Raw genomic sequence first — 15,720 nt, 5'->3', positions numbered from 1 at the left:
CGCCCGACTTGCGCGGTCTGCGAAACAACGCTATGATTCAAGGCTTGCTTTTTAACGCGCCCGTAGCTCAGCTGGATAGAGTACCTGGCTACGAACCAGGGGGTCGTAGGTTCGAATCCTGCCGGGCGCGCCATTGAATGTTTGCTGTATGGTTGGCTAGAGTTTGATTTAAAAGTCAGCTTGAAAAAAGTCAGCTTGAAAGTCGCCTTATAGGCTAAAACCCGGCTAAAACCCGGCTAAAACGCGATGGACCGCCCAAGTCGAGCGCTTGGGTAAAAATGAAGAGCAAATGCAGTGCGGTGGTGAAATTATTCTGATATAATTTTGCCTCTTTACCGGAGCGCCCGTAGCTCAGCTGGATAGAGTACCTGGCTACGAACCAGGGGGTCGTAGGTTCGAATCCTGCCGGGCGCGCCACTCACTTGGATGCATATTCAAGGTGAGTACGGAAAAGGGAAAGAAACGCAAAAAAGCCGCGCCGCCACATGAGAATGTGGCAATGAAAAATGTGGCCATGCATGGCGTGGCAATGCATGTGGCAAGGTGGCGCAGTCATATGCGCCGCGACAATGAGAAGGCCTTTGATCTCGGATCGAAGGCCTTTTTGTTTGTATGCAGCATGTTTGTGTGCAGCATGTTTGTCTGCGGCATGGTTGTGCACTGCATGCTTGCCGGCCGTTCTTGCCGAATGTTCCTGCTCGGCGCCTTTGCCGGCCATTGCCATGGTCGGGCATCTTGGGGGCATGCCGTGGAACGTCGCGGGCACGGGCGCATGCCGGCACGGTTTCCGACGGGATCAGGGCGCGGCAATGGCGCCCGTCGCGGCAGGGGCCGGCGTGGCGGCGGCGACGTCGTCATCCTCCAGCCCCCAATTGCCCACGGTGTACCAGTCGTCGCCCAACAGTTCGGCCGGGTGCATGGTGCGATCCGAGCCGTTGCCACAGGCCAGTTCGTTGGTGGAACAGTAGCGGTCGCAGCCCCAGCAGACGCGCTCGGGGTGTTTGGGGTGCAGGGGAAATTTCTTGGCCATGCCGGTGTGTCTCCATGCTCGCTGGATCCAGCGTAACGCCGTGGGCGACCGCGGCGATTGATCTGGCGCAATCCGGGTGGGAGGCAGCCGGCGCCCCTCCGATTTGCGGACCGTCGCGAATCCATGTTATAAACACGCCTCTTTAGCGCGCCCGTAGCTCAGCTGGATAGAGTACCTGGCTACGAACCAGGGGGTCGTAGGTTCGAATCCTGCCGGGCGCGCCATCGCATTACGTGTCGATGAAATAGGCGCTGATAGGCGCCGAGTCGTCGGCGCGAAGCTAAAAAAAAGCCTGGCCTTGCGCCGGGCTTTTTCGTTTTTGCGCGCGGGACACGCGGTCCGCGGTGATGCGCGCCTGGGGGGCGGCTTACCGGCTTAGTGGCTTAGTGGCTTACTGGCTTACCGGCTTACCGGCTTTCTGGCTCACTTCTGGATGTCCTGCCGCTGGCGCTGATAGCTGTCGTACGACGTGGACGCCGCGCCCATGCAGCGCTGGCGCTCCTGCATGTCGGTGATCCTGCCGCATTCATTGCGTTGCCAGGCCTGGCCGGTGTCGTAGGCCTGCCGCGACGAGCAGGCGGTGCCGAGCGTGGCGGCCGCCACGCACGCGAGCAACAGGGTGTAGCGCATGCGGTTCTCCGAGAATGCGCTGAGTGTACATTCGCTGATCTGCGCAGACACCATGAGCCGCCGCGAGATCAGACTCGCCTGCGCCGACGCCGCCGCGCGCCTTACCAGACGCGGTACACGCGGCCAGTCTGCACGCCCTCGACGCTGCGGCTGTAGGCCAGCGCCACGCGTTGGGCGGACGCGGCTTCGAAGCCCAGGAAGTAGGGGCCGTAGCCGTCCCACGATTCCTGCAGCACGGTCGGGCTGACCGAGTTGATGCGCGCGCCTTGCAGTTCCACCGCCGCGCCGCGCACGAAGCCATCGATCGCCGAGTTGACGGCCGACGCGTTGGCGCCGAAGCGGATCGGCTCGTCGCTGACGATGCCGCTGGTCAGCGTGATCGAGCCGCCCTGGTTCAGGTAGTGCTGGCCGATCAGCGCCAGATCGACCTGACCCAGCAGCTTGTCATGCAGGCCGATCTTGAATTGTTCGGCGGTCATTTCGGCCAGCGGGCCGAAGTGCAGCGCGCCGGCGGTGGAGACGATGGCGTCGACCTTGCCGATGCGGTCGAACAGGCCGCGGATGCTGTCGCTGCGGGTGATGTCGACCTGGTATTGGCCCTGGGTCTTGCCGATGGCGATGACCTCGTGGCGCTGGCCCAGTTCGTGGGCGACGGCGCGGCCGATGGTGCCGCTGGCGCCGATAAGTGCGATTTTCATGGAAACTCCCGAGTTTGATGTGGGGCGCACGGCATGGACGCCAGCGCATGAAGGCATTCTGCGATGTCCATTCCTGTGGAAAAATCCGGGAATGGTTGGAACACTTCATACCCAGGGTGCGTAATTCATGGATCGTCTGCTCAGCATGGAAGTCTTCGTGGCGGTGGTCGAGCTGGGCAGCCTGACGGCGGCGGCCGCGCGCCATGAGATGTCCGCCGCCATGGCGGCCAAGCACATCAAGGGCCTGGAGGCGCGGCTGGGACTGCGGCTGATGAACCGGACCACGCGGCGCCAGAGCCTGACCGAGGCGGGCCAGGCGTACTACGCGCGCTGCAAGGAGATCCTGGCCGACATCCGCGACGCGGAGCAGGGCGCCGAGGCGTTGCGGGTGGCGCCGCGGGGCAACCTGCGCATCACGTCGACGGTTTCGTTCGGTTCGTTCGCGCTGGCGCCGGTGATCGCCGATTACCTGGATCGTTATCCGGACGTCAGCGTCGAACTGGCCCTGAGCGACGCGGTCGAGGACCTGGTGGCGTCACGCTACGACCTCGCGGTGCGCATCGGCGAGCCGCGCGATTCCAGCCTGGTGGCGCGCCCCATCGGCCGCTACCAGATGATCATCTGCGCCGCGCCGGCCTACCTGGCGCGCCATGGCACGCCCCATACGCCCGCCGACCTGACCCGGCACCAGTGTCTGGACTTCTCGTACTGGAGCCGCCGCACGGGCTGGCGGCTGGCCGATGGCGACGGCGCGCAGGCCGACTATCCGCCGACCAGCCGCTTCGTCTCGAATAACGGCCAGGCGCTCAGGCAGGCGGCGCTGGCCGGCTTCGGCATCGTGCTGCAGCCCGAGCTGTTGCTGGCCGAGGACGTGCGCGCGGGCAAGCTGATGCCGATCCTGCAACCGTACTGGCCGGCCGCGCGGCCGGTCACGCTGCTGTATCCGAAGGACAGGCAGGCGTTGCCCAAGCTCACGACGTTCGTGGAGTTCGTCGTGGCGCGGTTCACGGAGAAGGGCGGGCGGCGCTGAGCGGCTTCAGCCGCGTCGTCGGTCCACCGCCGTCAGGCACAGGCCGGTCTTGAGGAGCTGGTAGACCTAGCCGCCGAGCCACGTGACTTTCTCGCCCGAACTGGTGCGACAGACGCAATGCGCCTTGGGATCGAAGCGGGAAGTGCCGAGCGCGGAGTAGGCGTCGGGGTCCGACACGAAGCGTTCGATGCGATACAACGTGCCGTCGGGGGCCGTGGCCAGTACGTCAGTCAAGCGTCTTGCGGTTCCGAGCATTTCAGGTACCTCCCCATGCGCGGTCATTCTTACGCGGCGCCAAAGTTGCTCGAACAATTCCATTGGTCAGGCGAATGCGGCCTGCATCAGTGGAAATGTCCTCCTAACGATGAATCATCGAGCTGGTCGGGCGTGACACCCAGCGCGGCCGAGATGCGGTCCAGAATGATCTGGCGCGGTCGCGGACGCGGCCTTTCCAAGTCGATGTAGATGGAGTGATCCACTCCGAGGCGGGCAGCCATGTCAGCGGTGCTGATGTTCAGGTGCTCGCGCCAGGCGCGTATCAGGCTCCAATCGTTGCCGGTTTTTAGTCTAGCTACAGCGGATGGTACGACGTTTTTTTGCGCCGCGTGTGATTCTTGCGCGACAGCGGGACGGCAGGCGTCGCGCACGGTGTTGCGCGCCTTGGCGTTCTTGCGTGCCTCGGCCAGGGGGGGCGCGGCGCCGGGTTCGGCGGTGAAGATGATCCCACCATTGACCTGACGGTACAGATTACCGCCGATCCAGGCCAGGGCTTCGCCATTGTCGAGCATGCATTCGCAATCCAGGTGGTGGTTGCTGGGAATGCTCTCGAGTTTGGCAATGGTTTCCGTGGTCGTGGCATGTCTCACCACGCGGTGGAGGACACCGTCGGGCGAGCGCACGAACACGTCGGGAAGTCTCCAGGAAAACGGAATGATGATCTCCATGGCTGCAATGGTTCGCTACCACTGTATCCCTCTGCGCGCGCGATGGAATTTGGGGTTTCCCCTGCATCGCGGACGTTTGTCCATGGTAGTCCTGATTCGCTCAAAACATCTTCACAAATCTTCACCCGGGAGCCGGCTGTGCAGCGCCGGCGAGCCCGCAAAATAACGGATTGGACGCCAGGATTGCCGTGATGTTTTCTGTTGGAGCGGGCGCCTTGCGGACCGCGCCGGCCGCGCCGCGCGGCCGCGCGCTGGCAGGGTGGGCCGCGGGCCTTTCGTGCGCCTTTCATGTGCTGGTGGCCGGCCTGTTGTGGCGGGCCGCCAGCGAGCGCGAGACGCCGCCGGCGCCGGCGGCGATCCGCCAGAACGATTTCTACGTGACGCTGTTGCCGCCGCGGGCCGGGCCGCAGCCCTCCGCGTCATCGGCGACGTTCACCGTGGCGCCATCGGTCGCGCCGTCTTCGCCCCTATCCTCCGAGGCCGTCGAGCCGTCTTCGTCCGCATTGCCGCGGTCGTCCACGCCGTCCTCTTCCAGGCTGGCGAAGCCATCCGCGTCGCGTCAGGCCACGCCCGCCAGGACGCCTACGGCCAATACACCACGCGACTTTCGCTGGCGCGGTGAGGACGCCGCGGCGCAAGGCCTGCCGCGCGCGCGTGGCGAGGCGAGGGTGGACCTGGCGCCCAGGACGCGCGCCGAACCCTCGGCGCTGGCCAAGGGTATCGCGCAAAGCGTGCGGCCGCCTTGCCGCGACGCGCATGCGGGTCTTGGATTGCTGGCATTGCCGTTCCTGCTGGCCGACACGGTGCGTGACGGCGGCTGCAAGTGGTGACGCGGCGGCAGCGCATAGCGGTGTTGCCGGCCGGGTTCAGAAGCCGGCCGCGGCCAGCAATCGCGGCATGACGTCGGCGGCCGCGCCGCGCAGGTTGAAGTCGGCGTGCGCGTCGAGCGGCGTGGGCGCCGGGTTGACCTGCACCACGGTCGCGCCGGCCCGCGCGGCGCGCAACGGCAGCTCCGCCGCCGGATACACCAGCGCCGATGTGCCGATGCTGAAGAACAGGTCGCAATCGTCGCACGCCTGCTGCGCCGCGCGCCAGGCGCCGGCCGGCAGGCTTTCGCCGAACCAGACCACGCCCGGCCGTATCGGCGCGCCGCATTCGACGCAGGCGGGCGGCGTGATCGCGCGCTCTTCGGCGGACGTGTCGAGGCCGTCGTCCAGGGCGCGCGGGGCGATGCGGGCGGCGTGTCCGCACGCGCTGCAGCGCGGCGCGTGCAGGCTGCCGTGCAGATGGATCACGGCGTCGCTGCCGGCGCGCTCATGCAGGTTGTCGACGTTCTGGGTGACCAGGGTCAGCGCGGGGATGCGTCGCGCCAGCGCCGCGATGGCGCGGTGCGCCGCGTTCGGCTCGGCGCGCGCGACCTGCGCGCGGCGCCATTCATACCAGCCCCAGACCAGGTCCGGCTGGGCCGCGAAGGCCTCCGGCGTGGCCAGGGCGCGGGCGTCGAAGCGCGCCCACAAGCCGGTGAGCGGGTCGCGGAAGGTGGCGATGCCGCTTTCGGCGGACACGCCGGCGCCGGTGAAGACGGTCACGCGCCGGGCGCGCGCCAGCCGGTCGGCGAGCGCGGGCGCAATGGTGGGAATCTCGGTTGCCATGCGGGGAATGCGGTGAAGGGGCGGGTTCGATACGCTGCACGCGTGGCCCCCGGGCTGTCAAGCGCGGGATGGCGCGCGGGCGGGGCATTGCGGCGCGCGTCCCAGATGATGGATACTGGATAGTCAAATTGGGATGTTCAATGGCATGGCCCGAGCGGGCCGCGCCCGATCCGGAGAGATGCTATGCCCGAAGCCACCGCCGGCCTGGACCGGCTGCGCCATTTCATTGCCACCGCGACCCGCCTGGCCACGCCCGACGGACTGGCGCAGTCGTCCGAACTGCAGGCCGCGTTCGCCGCGCTGATTGCGCATGACGACTGGCTGCCCGAGGCCTGTACCGCGCCGCATCCCCAGTACTACCAGCAGTACCTGCTGCACTGCGATCCGCTCGAACGCTTCTCGATCGTCAGCTTCGTGTGGGGGCCGGGCCAGCAGACGCCGGTGCACGATCATGAGGTCTGGGGCTACGTCGGCATGCTGCGCGGCGCGGAGGTGAACCAGCGCTATACGCGCGGCGCCGACGGCCGGCTGGCGCCGCGTGGCGCGCCGGAGACCCTGCATCCGGGCGACGTCGAACGCCTGTCGCCACAGGAGGGCGACATCCACCGCGTTTCGAACGCCTTCGATGACAAGGTCTCGATCAGCGTGCACCTGTACGGCGGCAATATCGGCGCGGTGTCGCGCCATGTCTACGACCCGGCCACGGGCCAGGCCAAGCCGTTCGTGTCGGGCTATTCGGCGCCCAGCGTGCCCAATCTGTGGGACCGTTCGGCGGCGGTGCGCGCGGCCTTGCCCGCCGCGGGCCGCTGAGGCCTGTTCGCCGGGCATGGCCCGTGCTATGGTCGCGTCCTAAATATTGGGAAAACCAAAAAAATGGACAAGACACTGCTCAAGGGGTTGATGGTGCTGGAGGCGGTCACGGACGTGGATAATCCGCCCCGCACCATCGATGCGCTGGCCGCCCGGGTCGGGCTGACGCGCAGCAATACCCACCGTACCCTGCAAACATTGATCCACGCCGGCTACGTCGTGCGCGACGAGGACGGCGGCGGCTATCGCGGCGCGGTGCGCCTGTTCGAGCTGGCGGCGCGCCAGCTCGGGCAGCTCGACCTGCGTCGGCTGGCCGCGCCGTTCATGCGCACGCTGGCCGACCAGACCGGCGAGACCGTGCACCTGTCGGTGCTGGACGGCTTCGACGTGGTCTACGTCGACAAGATCGACAGCCCGCAACCGATCCGCGCCTATTCCATGGTGGGCGGCCGCGCGCCGGCCTACGCGGTGGCCACCGGCAAGGCGCTGCTGGCCTATCAGGCCGAAGGCTACGTCGAGCGCTACGCCGACCGGCTGGCGCGCCATACGCCGGCCACGCTGGTTTCGATGCCGTTGCTCAAGGAAGAACTGCGCAAGGTGGCGCGCACCGGTTATGCGGTCAATCGCGGCGAATGGCGCGAGGGCGTGGGCGGCCTGGCCGTGGCGCTGTTCAACAGCCTGGACCAGCCGGTGGCGGCGATCGGCATCTCCGGTCCCCTCGACCGCCTGAGCGCGGCCCGCATGAAGCAGTTGGCCCCGGACGTGGCGGCGTGCGCCCAGGCGCTGTCCCAGGGCATGGGGTATCGGCGCGGGTTTCTTGGGCAATGACGGGGGCCTCCCGCGCATGCCGTGCGTCCTCATGAATCCTAAATAGTAGGATTCAATTTTCAATTAATGGTTTACCGCGGATTCTTCGCGGTGCTATGCTGGCCCGCGGCCTGGCGCCGCGTTTTCGCATCCGGAAAGAACGCAGGCAGGCGACACGATGCCACGGTATCGCGCGCGGCCTTGGATTCTTTTCTTCATTCCAAATACTGAATTGGCATAACGAGAGGTCGACCATGACATCCGGTTCGGCATTGGCCGGCATCACCGTGCTCGAGATCTGCAACGTCGCCGCGGGGCCGTTCTGCGGCATGCTGCTGGCGGACATGGGCGCGGACGTGATCAAGCTGGAAAATCCGGAGGGCGGCGATACGCTGCGCAGTTGGCCGCCGCTGAGCCAGGGCTACAGCGAGAACTTCGCCTCGCTCAATCGCAACAAGCGCTCGGTCACGCTGAACCTGAAGGATCCGGCAGACCTGGCCCTGGCGCGCGAACTGGCTGCCAGCGTCGACGTGCTGATCGAGAACAATCGGCCCGGCGTGATGGACCGGCTGGGCCTGGGCTACGCGGCGTTGCGCGAGGTCAATCCGCGCCTGGTGTACTGCTCGATCTCGGCCTATGGCCAAACCGGCCCGCGCGCCCAGGAAGGCGGCTTCGATCTCACCATCCAGGCCATGAGCGGCCTGATGAGCGTCACCGGCGAGGCCGGCGGCGGGCCGGTCAAGTGCGGCGTGCCGGTGGCGGATTTCTCTGCCGGTCTCTACGGCGCCTTCGCCATCGCCTCGGCGCTGCGCGCCGCCCAGGCCAGCGGCCAGGGCACGCATATCGACGTGCCGATGCTCGGCGCCACGCTTGGCATCGCGGCGCTGCAGACTTCGGAGTTCTTCGGCAGCGGGCGCGATCCGGTCAAGCTGGGCTCGGCCCACCCGCGCAACGCGCCGTATCAGGCGTTTCGCTGCAAGGGCGGCTATTTCGGCATGGCGGCCGGCAACAACGCGCTGTGGAAGGGCGTGTGCGTGACGGTGGGCCGCGAGGACCTGCTGGCCGATCCGCGCTTTACCGACACCAGCGCGCGTGCCCGCAACCAGGACGCGCTGCGCGAGATCCTGGAAGCGATCTTCGCGGCCGACGACGCGCCCACCTGGCTGGCGCGGTTCCGCGCGGCCGGCGTGCCGTGCGCGCCCATCAACACCTATTCCGAAGTGCTGGCGGACCCGCAGGTCGAGCACATGGGCTGGGTGCAGGCCCTTGAACTGCCGAATGGCGTGGCGACGCGAACCTTTGGCCTGCCGGTGCGCTTCGACGGCCAGACCACCGCGCTGCGGCGCCCGCCGCCCGCGCTGGGCCAGCACAACGACGAGGTGCTGGGACCGCTGCGCGACAAGGGGCGGCGCGCATGAGCGCGGCGCTGCAGGTCGAGCGGCGCGGCGCCGCGCAGGTGCTGACGCTGGCGCGCCCGGACAAGATGAACGCGCTGTCGGCCGAGCTGGTCGAGGCGCTGATCGCGGCGGTGGACGCGGCGCCGGCGCAGGGCGCACAGGTCATCGTGCTGCGGGGCGCGGGCCGCAACTTCAGCGCCGGCTTCGATTTCGGCGAGCTGGAGGCGCAGAGCGAGGGCGACCTGCTGCTGCGCTTCGTGCGCATCGAGACCCTGCTGCAACGCGTGGCGGCCTCGCCCTGCCTGACGGTGGGGCTGGCGCATGGCCGCAACTTCGGCGCCGGCGTCGATCTGTTCGGCGCCTGCAAGTGGCGCGTCAGCGCGCCGGACGCGAGCTTTCGCATGCCTGGCCTGAAGTTCGGGCTGGTGCTGGGCACGCGCCGCTTCGCCGCGCTGGTCGGCGCCGAGCGCGCCCGCGCCATCCTGGAACAGGCCAGCACGTTCGGCGCGGCCGAGGCCTACCGCGACGGCTTCGTCAGCCACGTGACGGCGCAGGAATCGTGGCCCGAGATCGAGCGCCAGGCCGGAGAGGCCGCCGGCGCATTGACCGGCGCGGCCCGGGCGCAGTTGTATGCGGCCCTGTCCGCGGAGCAGCCCGATACCGACCTGGCGCGGCTGGTGCGCTCGGCCGCCGAGCCGGGCCTGAAGGCGCGGGTGGCGGCGTACCTGCAGGCGCGCTGACGCCGCCGGCCCGGCCGGCGCGACGATAAGAAAGCGAAGGAGGCAGCATGGGTTCGGGATTCAATCAAACGCACAAGCAGTGTTCGCTGGCCGAGCTGGCGGCGCTGGTGCCGGACGGCGCGTCGATCGCGCTGGGAGGCAGCTTTCTGCACCGGGGGCCGTTCGCCTTCGTGCGCGAACTGATCCGCCAGGGGCGGCGCGATCTGGAGCTGGTCAAGCAGTCGCCGGGCTACGACGTGGACATTCTGTGCCGCGCGGGCGCGCTGCGGCGCGTGCGCGCCGGCATCGTGGCGATGGAAGGCAATTTCGGCCTGGCGCCGTGGTATCGCAAGGCCATCGAGCGCGGCGAGGTCGAGCTGGAGGAACATGCCTGCAACAGCCTGACGGCGGGCCTGCGAGCCGCCGCCTACGGCGTGCCGTTCCAGCCCTGCGGCGGCCTGCACGGCAGCGCCCTGCCGACCCTGAACGGCTGGAAGTGCCTGGAGGATCCCTACGGCAGCGGCGAGCGCACCTGGGTGATCCCGGCGGTGCGGCCCGACTTCGCGGTGATCCAGGCCTCGGAAGTGGACGCGCGCGGCAATGTGCGGGTGCATGGCACGGCGCACTGGGACCGCATCATGTCGCGCGCCGCCGGCAGCGTGCTGGTGGTGGCCGAGAAACGGGTGGACAGCGCCGTGTTCGAGGCGCAGCCCGAGGCCACGCTGGTGCCGTATTTCATGGTGCAGGCCTATACGGTGCTGCCACGCTCGGCCTGGCCGGGTTCGTGCTGGCCGGACTATGCCATCGACTATCCGGCGGTCGAGGCCTATATGGACAGGAACGGCGACCTGGCGGCCCACCTGGCCGCCGCGCCGGAAGCGGGAGCGGCGAATGGCTGAGCAATGGTCGGGGTTCTCGTACATCGTCACCAATCTGGCGCGCTTCATCCGGCCCGACGAGATCACCTTCAGCGGCGTCAATTCGACCCCGCCCATGCTGGCCTGCCTGCTGGCCAAGCGCGCCTACGACTGGGACTACGTCTATATCAACGTGGCGGGCGGGGTCGATCCGCGTCCGTCGCACATCCCGCTGTCCAGCTCCGATCCGGTGCTGGCCGAGCACAGCGCCTCGATCTTCGCCAACGAGGACTTCTACGACCTGTGCACGCGCGGCCGCATGGACCTGGCGTTCCTGGGCGCGGCGCAGATCGACGGCGCCGGCCGCGCCAACAATTCCTGCATCGGTGACTGGCATGCGCCCAAGGTGCGGCTGCCGGGCGGCGGCGGCGGGGCGGTGATGATGCCCACGGCGCGGCGCACCTGCACCTGGCGCACCGAGCATTCGCGCCGGGTGTTCGTGCGGGAGCTGGATTTCGTGACAGCGGGCGGCGGCTTTGCCGGCGTGGCGACGCCGATCGCCGTGTTCGTCAAGCGCGACGGCCGGCTGGCGCTGCAATCCTGGCATCCCGAGTCCAGCCTGGCGGAAGTGCGCGAGCGCACCGGTTTCGATTTCGATGCCGAGGGCGCCGGGCCGACGCCGCCGCCGACCGAGGCCGAGCGGCGCGCCTTGCGCGAGCTGGATCCCGATGGGGAGTTCGAGCGTGACGCGGCGGTGACGCTGCGCTAGGGCCCGTGCGGCTCCCGCCCGTGGGAAAGGGCGTTCAGGGCCGGCGCCGGCCGGATGCTCGCCGCGTGGGCTCAGTCGTGGTTGCCGGCGCGCAGGCGCGCCAGTTCGGCGGAAAGTTCGGCCACCAGCGCCTGGGCGCGCGCCAAAGGATCGTGGCCGGCGACAGCCGGTTCGACGGCGGCCGCGGCGGTGCCCGACGCGCCGCGCAGGCGCGGCTGCACGCTTTCGTGGCCGACGCTGACGTCGACGTCGAACACCAGTTGTTCGGCGCGATGCCAGGTGCTGAACCACTCCAGCGGCCGGCCGTGCTGGTCCATGCCCTGGCCTTCCAGCATCAGCAGCGGCGTGCCCGCCGGCACTTGCAGCAGGCCGGCCAGGGCGGCATCCGCCGCCACCGCGCGGATCTGGTTGCGTCCCGCGCCGGGATGCAGGCCGAAGCGCCGCGTCAGCACGCCGTGCAGCGAAGCGTCGGTGAGTTCCTCGGCGCGCAGCCCGGGCACGGCGGCGGCGGGCAGCCAGGTGCGCACGTAGGCCAGCGGCGCGTCGGCGACGTGGCGCAGCCGCTCCAGCAACAGCAGGTCCTGGGTGCCGAAGAACTCGGCCACGGCCTTGGGCGGCTCGCTGGGCGCGAGATCGAGCACGCGGGTCTTGAGCGTCACGCCGGATTGCGCGAATTGCTCGTACAGGCCGGTGGAGCGTTGCACCAGGCGGCGGTGTTCGCGCGGCGCGGCCACCACCGCCGGGCGTCCGGCCTCGCGCTGGATCAGGCCTTCGGCGGCCAGGGCCGAGAGGGCCTGCCGCACCACGCTGCGGGCCACGCCGAAGTGCTCGCACAGCGCCGCCTCGCTGGGCAGCAGGGCGCCGGCGCCGAGCTTGCGGGTGCGGATGTAGCCGCGTAGCAATGCCGCCACCTGGGCGTGCAGCGGCACGTCGCCGGAACGGTCCAGCGCGGGCAAGTCTTCAGCGTTGGCGGGCGCCATGGAATCAACCTCCTGTTTGAGCCCGCGCAGTTTCCCATACATGCGTCCAGCCCGGGGCCAGATGCGCGGCGCGCTCGGCGGCCAGGATCAGACTGTCTTCGCGGGCGATGCCCTGGCCCGCGATGTCGAACGCGGTGCCGTGATCGACCGACACGCGCACCACCGGCAGGCCGACGGTGATGTTAACGCCGTCATCGCCATAGACGGCCTTGAAGGGGGCGTGGCCCTGGTCGTGGTAACAGGCGATCACGAACTGCCACTTGCCGCGCACGGCTTGCGGGAACAGCGCGTCGGCCGGGATCGGGCCGGCCGCCAGGATGCCGGCGGCGTTGGCCTCGGCCACGGCGGGCGCCAGGATGTCGGCGTCTTCGGTGCCGAAGATGCCGTTCTCGCCGGCGTGCGGGTTCAGGCCCGACACCGCCACCGGACGGTCGCCGCGGCCCAGGGCCTTGGCGAACGAGCCGGCCAGGCGCAGCACCGCGCGCATGCGCGCCGGCGTCAGGTCCTCGATGGCCTGGCGCAGCGACACGTGGGTGGTGGCGTGGAAGATGTAGAGATCGCCGGCGGACAGCACCAGCGAGAAGGTCTTGACGCCGAATTCGTGCGCCAGCAGTTCGGTGTGGCCGGGCCACTTGTGGCCGGCGGCGTGCATGGCGGCCTTGTTCAACGGCGCGGTGACGATGCCGTCGACCTCGCCGGCGCGCGCCAGGGCGCAGGCGGTGGTGACGAAGCGCACCGAGCCGTCGCCGGCGTCGGCGCTGATCTCGCCCAGCTTGACGTGGCCCAGCGAGGGGCCGGCCTGCAACACTTCGATGATGCCGGGGGCGTTGGTGGCGTCGGCCGGACGCTCGACGCGGCGCACGATGGCGGGATCGCCGCCCAGGCCGCGCACGGCGTTGGCCATCACGTCGACGTCGCCAACCACGACCAGGCGCGCCTTCTGGCGCAGTTCGTCATGGCCCATCAGCATCTTGGCCGTGATTTCCGGCCCGATGCCGGCCACGTCGCCGAGGGTGACGGCCAAGAGCGGCAGCTTGGGGGCGGGGGTTTGTGTCATCGCTTGAATCTCCTGTCGCGGATCGCGCGCACGGCGCGAACCAGTACGTCTTCGGCGCCAAAGCCGCCGGCCTTGGTCACCACGGGCAGGCCGTCGGCCGTGCCGCCGGTCAGCGTGCCCAGGGGCACGCCGCCGATCACTTCATCCACCAGGGCGATGCCGCCGGCGCCCAGCGCCAGCAGCACCTGGCGCGCGCCGTCGCCGCCGGTGGCGACCACGCCGGCGGCGCGCGAGGCGCCGATGGCCTGCGCGGCCAGCGCGCCCAGGCGCTGCGCCACGGTGTCGGAATCGAGTCCTTCGCGCTGGCCGGCCGGGGCCAGCAACAGCAGCGTGCCGGCGGCGTCGGCGCCGGCCTGCGCGTGGGCGCGCAGCAGCGGCTCGCACCACTTGCGCCAGGCCGCGTCATCGGCCAGGTCCGCCAGCGAAGGCGCCCAGGTGCGCGCGCCGGCGGCTTGCAGCGCGGCGGCCTGCGCGCGGGCGGCGCTGTGTTGCGAGGTCACCACCACGACCACCGGGGCGGTCTGGTCGGCGCCGGCCCAGACGCGGGCCAGCGGCACCGCCAGGCCGCCGGCGCCCACCGGCAGGGCGCGCGGCCCCAGGATGCCGATGGCGCGGGCCAGCCGTTCCAGGTCGGCGTCGTCGCGGGCATCCACCACCACGGTGGCGCCGGCCTGCGCGATGCGCGCGGCCAGCGATTCGGGCGATTCACCCGCCTTGGCCGCGACGTGGGCGCAGCCCAGCAGGGTCGGGATATGGCTTTCGGTCACGGGCGTGACCGGATCGGTGGCGGCCGAGGTGGCGGTGACGGGCTGGCCGTTCACCATGAGCATGCCGTCTTCCACGGTGCGGCCGGTGGCCGGGAAGGCCGGGCACACCACCGCGATGGCATCCGCGCCCCAGGCCTCGCGCGCCGCGTCGATCTCGGCCTTGAAGGCGCCGCGCAGCGTCGAGTCCACTTTCTTGTACAGGCGCGCGACGCCGGCGGCGCGCAGCCGCTCGACGTTGCGCCGGATCACCGCGCCCGCCTGCGCGGCGGGCAGGGCGCGGCTGTGGGTGGTGACCGCCAGCACGTCGACGTCGTCGGCGGCCGGCGCGGCCAGCGCCTCGTGCGCGCCGTCGATCGACAGGCGGGTGGTCCAGCCGGCCCGAACGAACTGCACGGCGGTGTCGCCGGAGCCGGTCAGGTCGTCGGCGACGATGGCGATGGCGGGGTTCAAAGGGCCTCCCCGCGCGCCTCGCGGTAGCCGCCCGCCGCCGCGTCGTCGGCGGCGTCCTCGGACTTGAGTTCACCGGCGCGCTTGAGGAAGTACGAAGCCAGCACCGGGGCCAGGATCGAACTGATCAACACACACGCGGCGACCTGCGCGGTGGCGGTCGAGACGTACTGCTGGAAGTTGGGATCGGCGGCCGCGACCACGGCGGGCGTGGCGATGGCGTTGCCGGCGGTGGTACCCGCCGCGAAGCCCAGGCCGCTCTTGCCGCCGCGGCGCAGGATCAGGCGATAGCCCAGGTAGACCAGGCCGCCGGTGATCGGGCTGATGATCAGGCCCAGGATCAGGCCGCTGACGCCGCCGCTGACGACCGCGCCCAGGTTGATGCCGGTGCCCAGCGCAAAGGCGAAGAAGGGGATGACGATGTTGGGCACGGGCTTGAGCACGTCGCGCCACTTGGGATCGAGGTTGCCGACCACCACGCCCAGCAGGAACGGCACCAGCGCCGCCACCAGGGCGATCATGGGGATGTCGGCCAGGCCCGAGGCGCCCAGGAACAGCAGGCTGAAGAAGGGGCCGTCGTTGACCGCGCTGGCGACGTAGGCGCCGCGGTCGCGGGCGTCGCCGTACTGGCCGGTGTAGGCCAGCCAGAGGCCGCCGTTGCTGTTGTCGAAGGCGGCCAGCATGGCCAGGATCGACACGCCCAGCACGCCGTCCAGGCCGACGTAGCTGCCCAGGATGATGATGAGGGTGGCGGGGACCAGCGTCTTCATCAGCAGGATGGTGCCGGCGGTGGCCAGGATCGGGCCGCCGGTGCGGGTGTTGACCTGGGTGCCGGTGGCGAAGATCAGCAGCGCGATCAGCGGCAGCGCGCTGTTCTTGAACAGGGCGGTGGTGAAGCCGCCGATGGCCAGCGCGTCGGGCGCGAAGGTGCCAATCAGCGACCCCAGGATCAGCGGGATCAGCATCAGGCCGCCGGGGATTTTCTGCATCGTGCCAAAGAAGGGCGAACGGGGGGTTACGGTCGTCACAATCGGAGTCTCCAGGGGGATTTTCTCGTGGCGCAGACGTTCATGCGTGCGTCTGTCAGGGGGTTGAAAGCCGCCAGTGTACACCTGTACGTACAGTA

At 69.3% G+C, this 15,720-nt stretch carries 19 protein-coding genes and 3 tRNA genes; 11 read left to right on the top strand and 11 right to left on the bottom strand.

Annotation, left to right across the window (positions count from 1 at the left end; translation table 11 throughout):
- The first annotated feature begins 56 nt into the window (after nt 1-56).
- Nucleotides 57-133: transfer RNA gene (locus ACUDCK_RS19800), tRNA-Arg, on the top strand.
- Nucleotides 134-340: 207 nt separating this feature from the next.
- Nucleotides 341-417: transfer RNA gene (locus tag ACUDCK_RS19795), tRNA-Arg, on the top strand.
- A 1-nt stretch (nt 418) separates the two neighbouring features.
- On the opposite strand, the gene ACUDCK_RS19790 is transcribed toward ACUDCK_RS19795, so the two are convergent.
- Entirely contained in the window at nt 419-724 is a 306-nt protein-coding gene (locus ACUDCK_RS19790; protein WP_175166618.1) for a hypothetical protein, read from the bottom strand.
- A 72-nt stretch (nt 725-796) separates the two neighbouring features.
- Nucleotides 797-1,030 (bottom strand): DUF3079 domain-containing protein, encoded by a 234-nt coding sequence (locus ACUDCK_RS19785; RefSeq protein ID WP_054503094.1) that lies wholly within the window; start codon nt 1,028-1,030, stop codon nt 797-799.
- 147 nt (nt 1,031-1,177) lie between these two features.
- Here ACUDCK_RS19785 and ACUDCK_RS19780 point away from each other — a divergent pair.
- A tRNA-Arg gene (locus ACUDCK_RS19780) sits at nt 1,178-1,254 on the top strand.
- A gap of 199 nt (nt 1,255-1,453) precedes the next feature.
- Here the strand turns inward: ACUDCK_RS19780 and ACUDCK_RS19775 are convergent.
- Nucleotides 1,454-1,660 (bottom strand): hypothetical protein, encoded by a 207-nt coding sequence (locus ACUDCK_RS19775; protein ID WP_054503093.1) that lies wholly within the window; start codon nt 1,658-1,660, stop codon nt 1,454-1,456.
- 101 nt (nt 1,661-1,761) lie between these two features.
- On the bottom strand, nt 1,762-2,358 hold the full coding sequence (locus ACUDCK_RS19770) for a short chain dehydrogenase (protein ID WP_064524225.1): 597 nt from the start codon (nt 2,356-2,358) through the stop codon (nt 1,762-1,764).
- Nucleotides 2,359-2,485: 127 nt separating this feature from the next.
- Here ACUDCK_RS19770 and ACUDCK_RS19765 point away from each other — a divergent pair, with 127 nt between their 5' ends.
- Entirely contained in the window at nt 2,486-3,388 is a 903-nt protein-coding gene (locus ACUDCK_RS19765; protein WP_175166619.1) for a LysR family transcriptional regulator, read from the top strand.
- A 66-nt stretch (nt 3,389-3,454) separates the two neighbouring features.
- Here the strand turns inward: ACUDCK_RS19765 and ACUDCK_RS19760 are convergent, their stop codons facing one another.
- Nucleotides 3,455-3,622, bottom strand: coding sequence for a hypothetical protein (locus ACUDCK_RS19760; protein WP_445659254.1), 168 nt, complete (start codon nt 3,620-3,622; stop codon nt 3,455-3,457).
- 107 nt (nt 3,623-3,729) lie between these two features.
- Nucleotides 3,730-4,332, bottom strand: a complete 603-nt coding sequence (locus ACUDCK_RS19755; protein ID WP_064524229.1) for a helix-turn-helix domain-containing protein — start codon at nt 4,330-4,332, stop codon at nt 3,730-3,732.
- A gap of 191 nt (nt 4,333-4,523) precedes the next feature.
- Between ACUDCK_RS19755 and ACUDCK_RS19750 the strand changes: the two genes are divergently transcribed.
- On the top strand, nt 4,524-5,162 hold the full coding sequence (locus ACUDCK_RS19750; RefSeq protein ID WP_175166620.1) for a hypothetical protein: 639 nt from the start codon (nt 4,524-4,526) through the stop codon (nt 5,160-5,162).
- A 36-nt stretch (nt 5,163-5,198) separates the two neighbouring features.
- Here ACUDCK_RS19750 and ACUDCK_RS19745 read toward each other — a convergent pair whose 3' ends face one another.
- Complete coding sequence (locus ACUDCK_RS19745) at nt 5,199-5,984, bottom strand: SIR2 family NAD-dependent protein deacylase (RefSeq protein WP_064524233.1); 786 nt, start codon at nt 5,982-5,984, stop codon at nt 5,199-5,201.
- A 183-nt stretch (nt 5,985-6,167) separates the two neighbouring features.
- Here ACUDCK_RS19745 and ACUDCK_RS19740 point away from each other — a divergent pair, with 183 nt between their 5' ends.
- From ACUDCK_RS19740 to ACUDCK_RS19715, 6 genes are all read left to right on the top strand, one after another.
- The gene (locus ACUDCK_RS19740) at nt 6,168-6,794 is read left to right on the top strand and encodes a cysteine dioxygenase family protein (protein WP_064524235.1); all 627 of its coding nucleotides are present in this window, start codon (nt 6,168-6,170) and stop codon (nt 6,792-6,794) included.
- 63 nt (nt 6,795-6,857) lie between these two features.
- Complete coding sequence (locus tag ACUDCK_RS19735) at nt 6,858-7,622, top strand: IclR family transcriptional regulator (RefSeq protein ID WP_054503086.1); 765 nt, start codon at nt 6,858-6,860, stop codon at nt 7,620-7,622.
- Between the two features lie 233 nt (nt 7,623-7,855).
- The gene (locus ACUDCK_RS19730; RefSeq protein ID WP_054503085.1) at nt 7,856-9,019 is read left to right on the top strand and encodes a CaiB/BaiF CoA transferase family protein; all 1,164 of its coding nucleotides are present in this window, start codon (nt 7,856-7,858) and stop codon (nt 9,017-9,019) included.
- The gene (locus tag ACUDCK_RS19725) at nt 9,016-9,738 is read left to right on the top strand and encodes an enoyl-CoA hydratase/isomerase family protein (RefSeq protein WP_175166621.1); all 723 of its coding nucleotides are present in this window, start codon (nt 9,016-9,018) and stop codon (nt 9,736-9,738) included. The genes ACUDCK_RS19730 and ACUDCK_RS19725 overlap by 4 nt, the downstream gene beginning before the upstream one ends.
- 47 nt (nt 9,739-9,785) lie before the next feature.
- Nucleotides 9,786-10,616, top strand: a complete 831-nt coding sequence (locus ACUDCK_RS19720) for a CoA transferase subunit A (protein ID WP_054503083.1) — start codon at nt 9,786-9,788, stop codon at nt 10,614-10,616.
- On the top strand, nt 10,609-11,343 hold the full coding sequence (locus ACUDCK_RS19715; RefSeq protein ID WP_054503082.1) for a CoA-transferase subunit beta: 735 nt from the start codon (nt 10,609-10,611) through the stop codon (nt 11,341-11,343). The genes ACUDCK_RS19720 and ACUDCK_RS19715 overlap by 8 nt, the downstream gene beginning before the upstream one ends.
- A 71-nt stretch (nt 11,344-11,414) precedes the next feature.
- Here the strand turns inward: ACUDCK_RS19715 and ACUDCK_RS19710 are convergent, their stop codons facing one another.
- From ACUDCK_RS19710 to ACUDCK_RS19695, 4 genes are read right to left on the bottom strand one after another with little or no spacing between them, the layout of a single operon-like run.
- Nucleotides 11,415-12,323, bottom strand: coding sequence for a GntR family transcriptional regulator (locus ACUDCK_RS19710; protein WP_049072947.1), 909 nt, complete (start codon nt 12,321-12,323; stop codon nt 11,415-11,417).
- A gap of 4 nt (nt 12,324-12,327) precedes the next feature.
- Nucleotides 12,328-13,380 carry a 4-hydroxythreonine-4-phosphate dehydrogenase PdxA gene (pdxA, locus tag ACUDCK_RS19705; protein WP_054503081.1) on the bottom strand — a complete coding sequence of 351 codons (1,053 nt, stop codon included), beginning with the start codon at nt 13,378-13,380 and terminating at the stop codon, nt 12,328-12,330.
- Nucleotides 13,377-14,597: a D-threonate kinase gene (gene dtnK, locus ACUDCK_RS19700; protein ID WP_175166623.1), complete on the bottom strand. Its 1,221-nt coding sequence runs from the start codon at nt 14,595-14,597 to the stop codon at nt 13,377-13,379. Before dtnK ends, pdxA begins: the two co-directional genes overlap by 4 nt.
- Nucleotides 14,594-15,622 (bottom strand): 2-keto-3-deoxygluconate permease, encoded by a 1,029-nt coding sequence (locus ACUDCK_RS19695; protein WP_175166624.1) that lies wholly within the window; start codon nt 15,620-15,622, stop codon nt 14,594-14,596. Before ACUDCK_RS19695 ends, dtnK begins: the two co-directional genes overlap by 4 nt.
- Between the last annotated feature and the right edge of the window lie 98 nt (nt 15,623-15,720).

It is taken from the genome of Achromobacter sp. CF-sbj1-Ac2-l (assembly GCF_052698165.1).
Note: the sequence above shows the minus strand (reverse complement) of the source record. Positions and strands in the feature narration are given on the sequence as shown.

Excerpts from the sequence above, each read along its gene's own strand:
- ACUDCK_RS19790 (WP_175166618.1), bottom strand. The coding sequence starts at position 724 with ATGGCAATGGCCGGCAAAGGCGCCGAGCAGGAACATTCGGCAAGAACG.
- ACUDCK_RS19785 (WP_054503094.1), bottom strand. The coding sequence starts at position 1,030 with ATGGCCAAGAAATTTCCCCTGCACCCCAAACACCCCGAGCGCGTCTGC.
- ACUDCK_RS19775 (WP_054503093.1), bottom strand. The coding sequence starts at position 1,660 with ATGCGCTACACCCTGTTGCTCGCGTGCGTGGCGGCCGCCACGCTCGGC.
- ACUDCK_RS19770 (WP_064524225.1), bottom strand. The coding sequence starts at position 2,358 with ATGAAAATCGCACTTATCGGCGCCAGCGGCACCATCGGCCGCGCCGTC.
- ACUDCK_RS19765 (WP_175166619.1), top strand. The coding sequence starts at position 2,486 with ATGGATCGTCTGCTCAGCATGGAAGTCTTCGTGGCGGTGGTCGAGCTG.
- ACUDCK_RS19755 (WP_064524229.1), bottom strand. The coding sequence starts at position 4,332 with ATGGAGATCATCATTCCGTTTTCCTGGAGACTTCCCGACGTGTTCGTG.
- ACUDCK_RS19750 (WP_175166620.1), top strand. The coding sequence starts at position 4,524 with ATGTTTTCTGTTGGAGCGGGCGCCTTGCGGACCGCGCCGGCCGCGCCG.
- ACUDCK_RS19745 (WP_064524233.1), bottom strand. The coding sequence starts at position 5,984 with ATGGCAACCGAGATTCCCACCATTGCGCCCGCGCTCGCCGACCGGCTG.
- ACUDCK_RS19740 (WP_064524235.1), top strand. The coding sequence starts at position 6,168 with ATGCCCGAAGCCACCGCCGGCCTGGACCGGCTGCGCCATTTCATTGCC.
- ACUDCK_RS19735 (WP_054503086.1), top strand. The coding sequence starts at position 6,858 with ATGGACAAGACACTGCTCAAGGGGTTGATGGTGCTGGAGGCGGTCACG.
- ACUDCK_RS19730 (WP_054503085.1), top strand. The coding sequence starts at position 7,856 with ATGACATCCGGTTCGGCATTGGCCGGCATCACCGTGCTCGAGATCTGC.
- ACUDCK_RS19725 (WP_175166621.1), top strand. The coding sequence starts at position 9,016 with ATGAGCGCGGCGCTGCAGGTCGAGCGGCGCGGCGCCGCGCAGGTGCTG.
- ACUDCK_RS19720 (WP_054503083.1), top strand. The coding sequence starts at position 9,786 with ATGGGTTCGGGATTCAATCAAACGCACAAGCAGTGTTCGCTGGCCGAG.
- ACUDCK_RS19715 (WP_054503082.1), top strand. The coding sequence starts at position 10,609 with ATGGCTGAGCAATGGTCGGGGTTCTCGTACATCGTCACCAATCTGGCG.
- ACUDCK_RS19710 (WP_049072947.1), bottom strand. The coding sequence starts at position 12,323 with ATGGCGCCCGCCAACGCTGAAGACTTGCCCGCGCTGGACCGTTCCGGC.
- pdxA (WP_054503081.1), bottom strand. The coding sequence starts at position 13,380 with ATGACACAAACCCCCGCCCCCAAGCTGCCGCTCTTGGCCGTCACCCTC.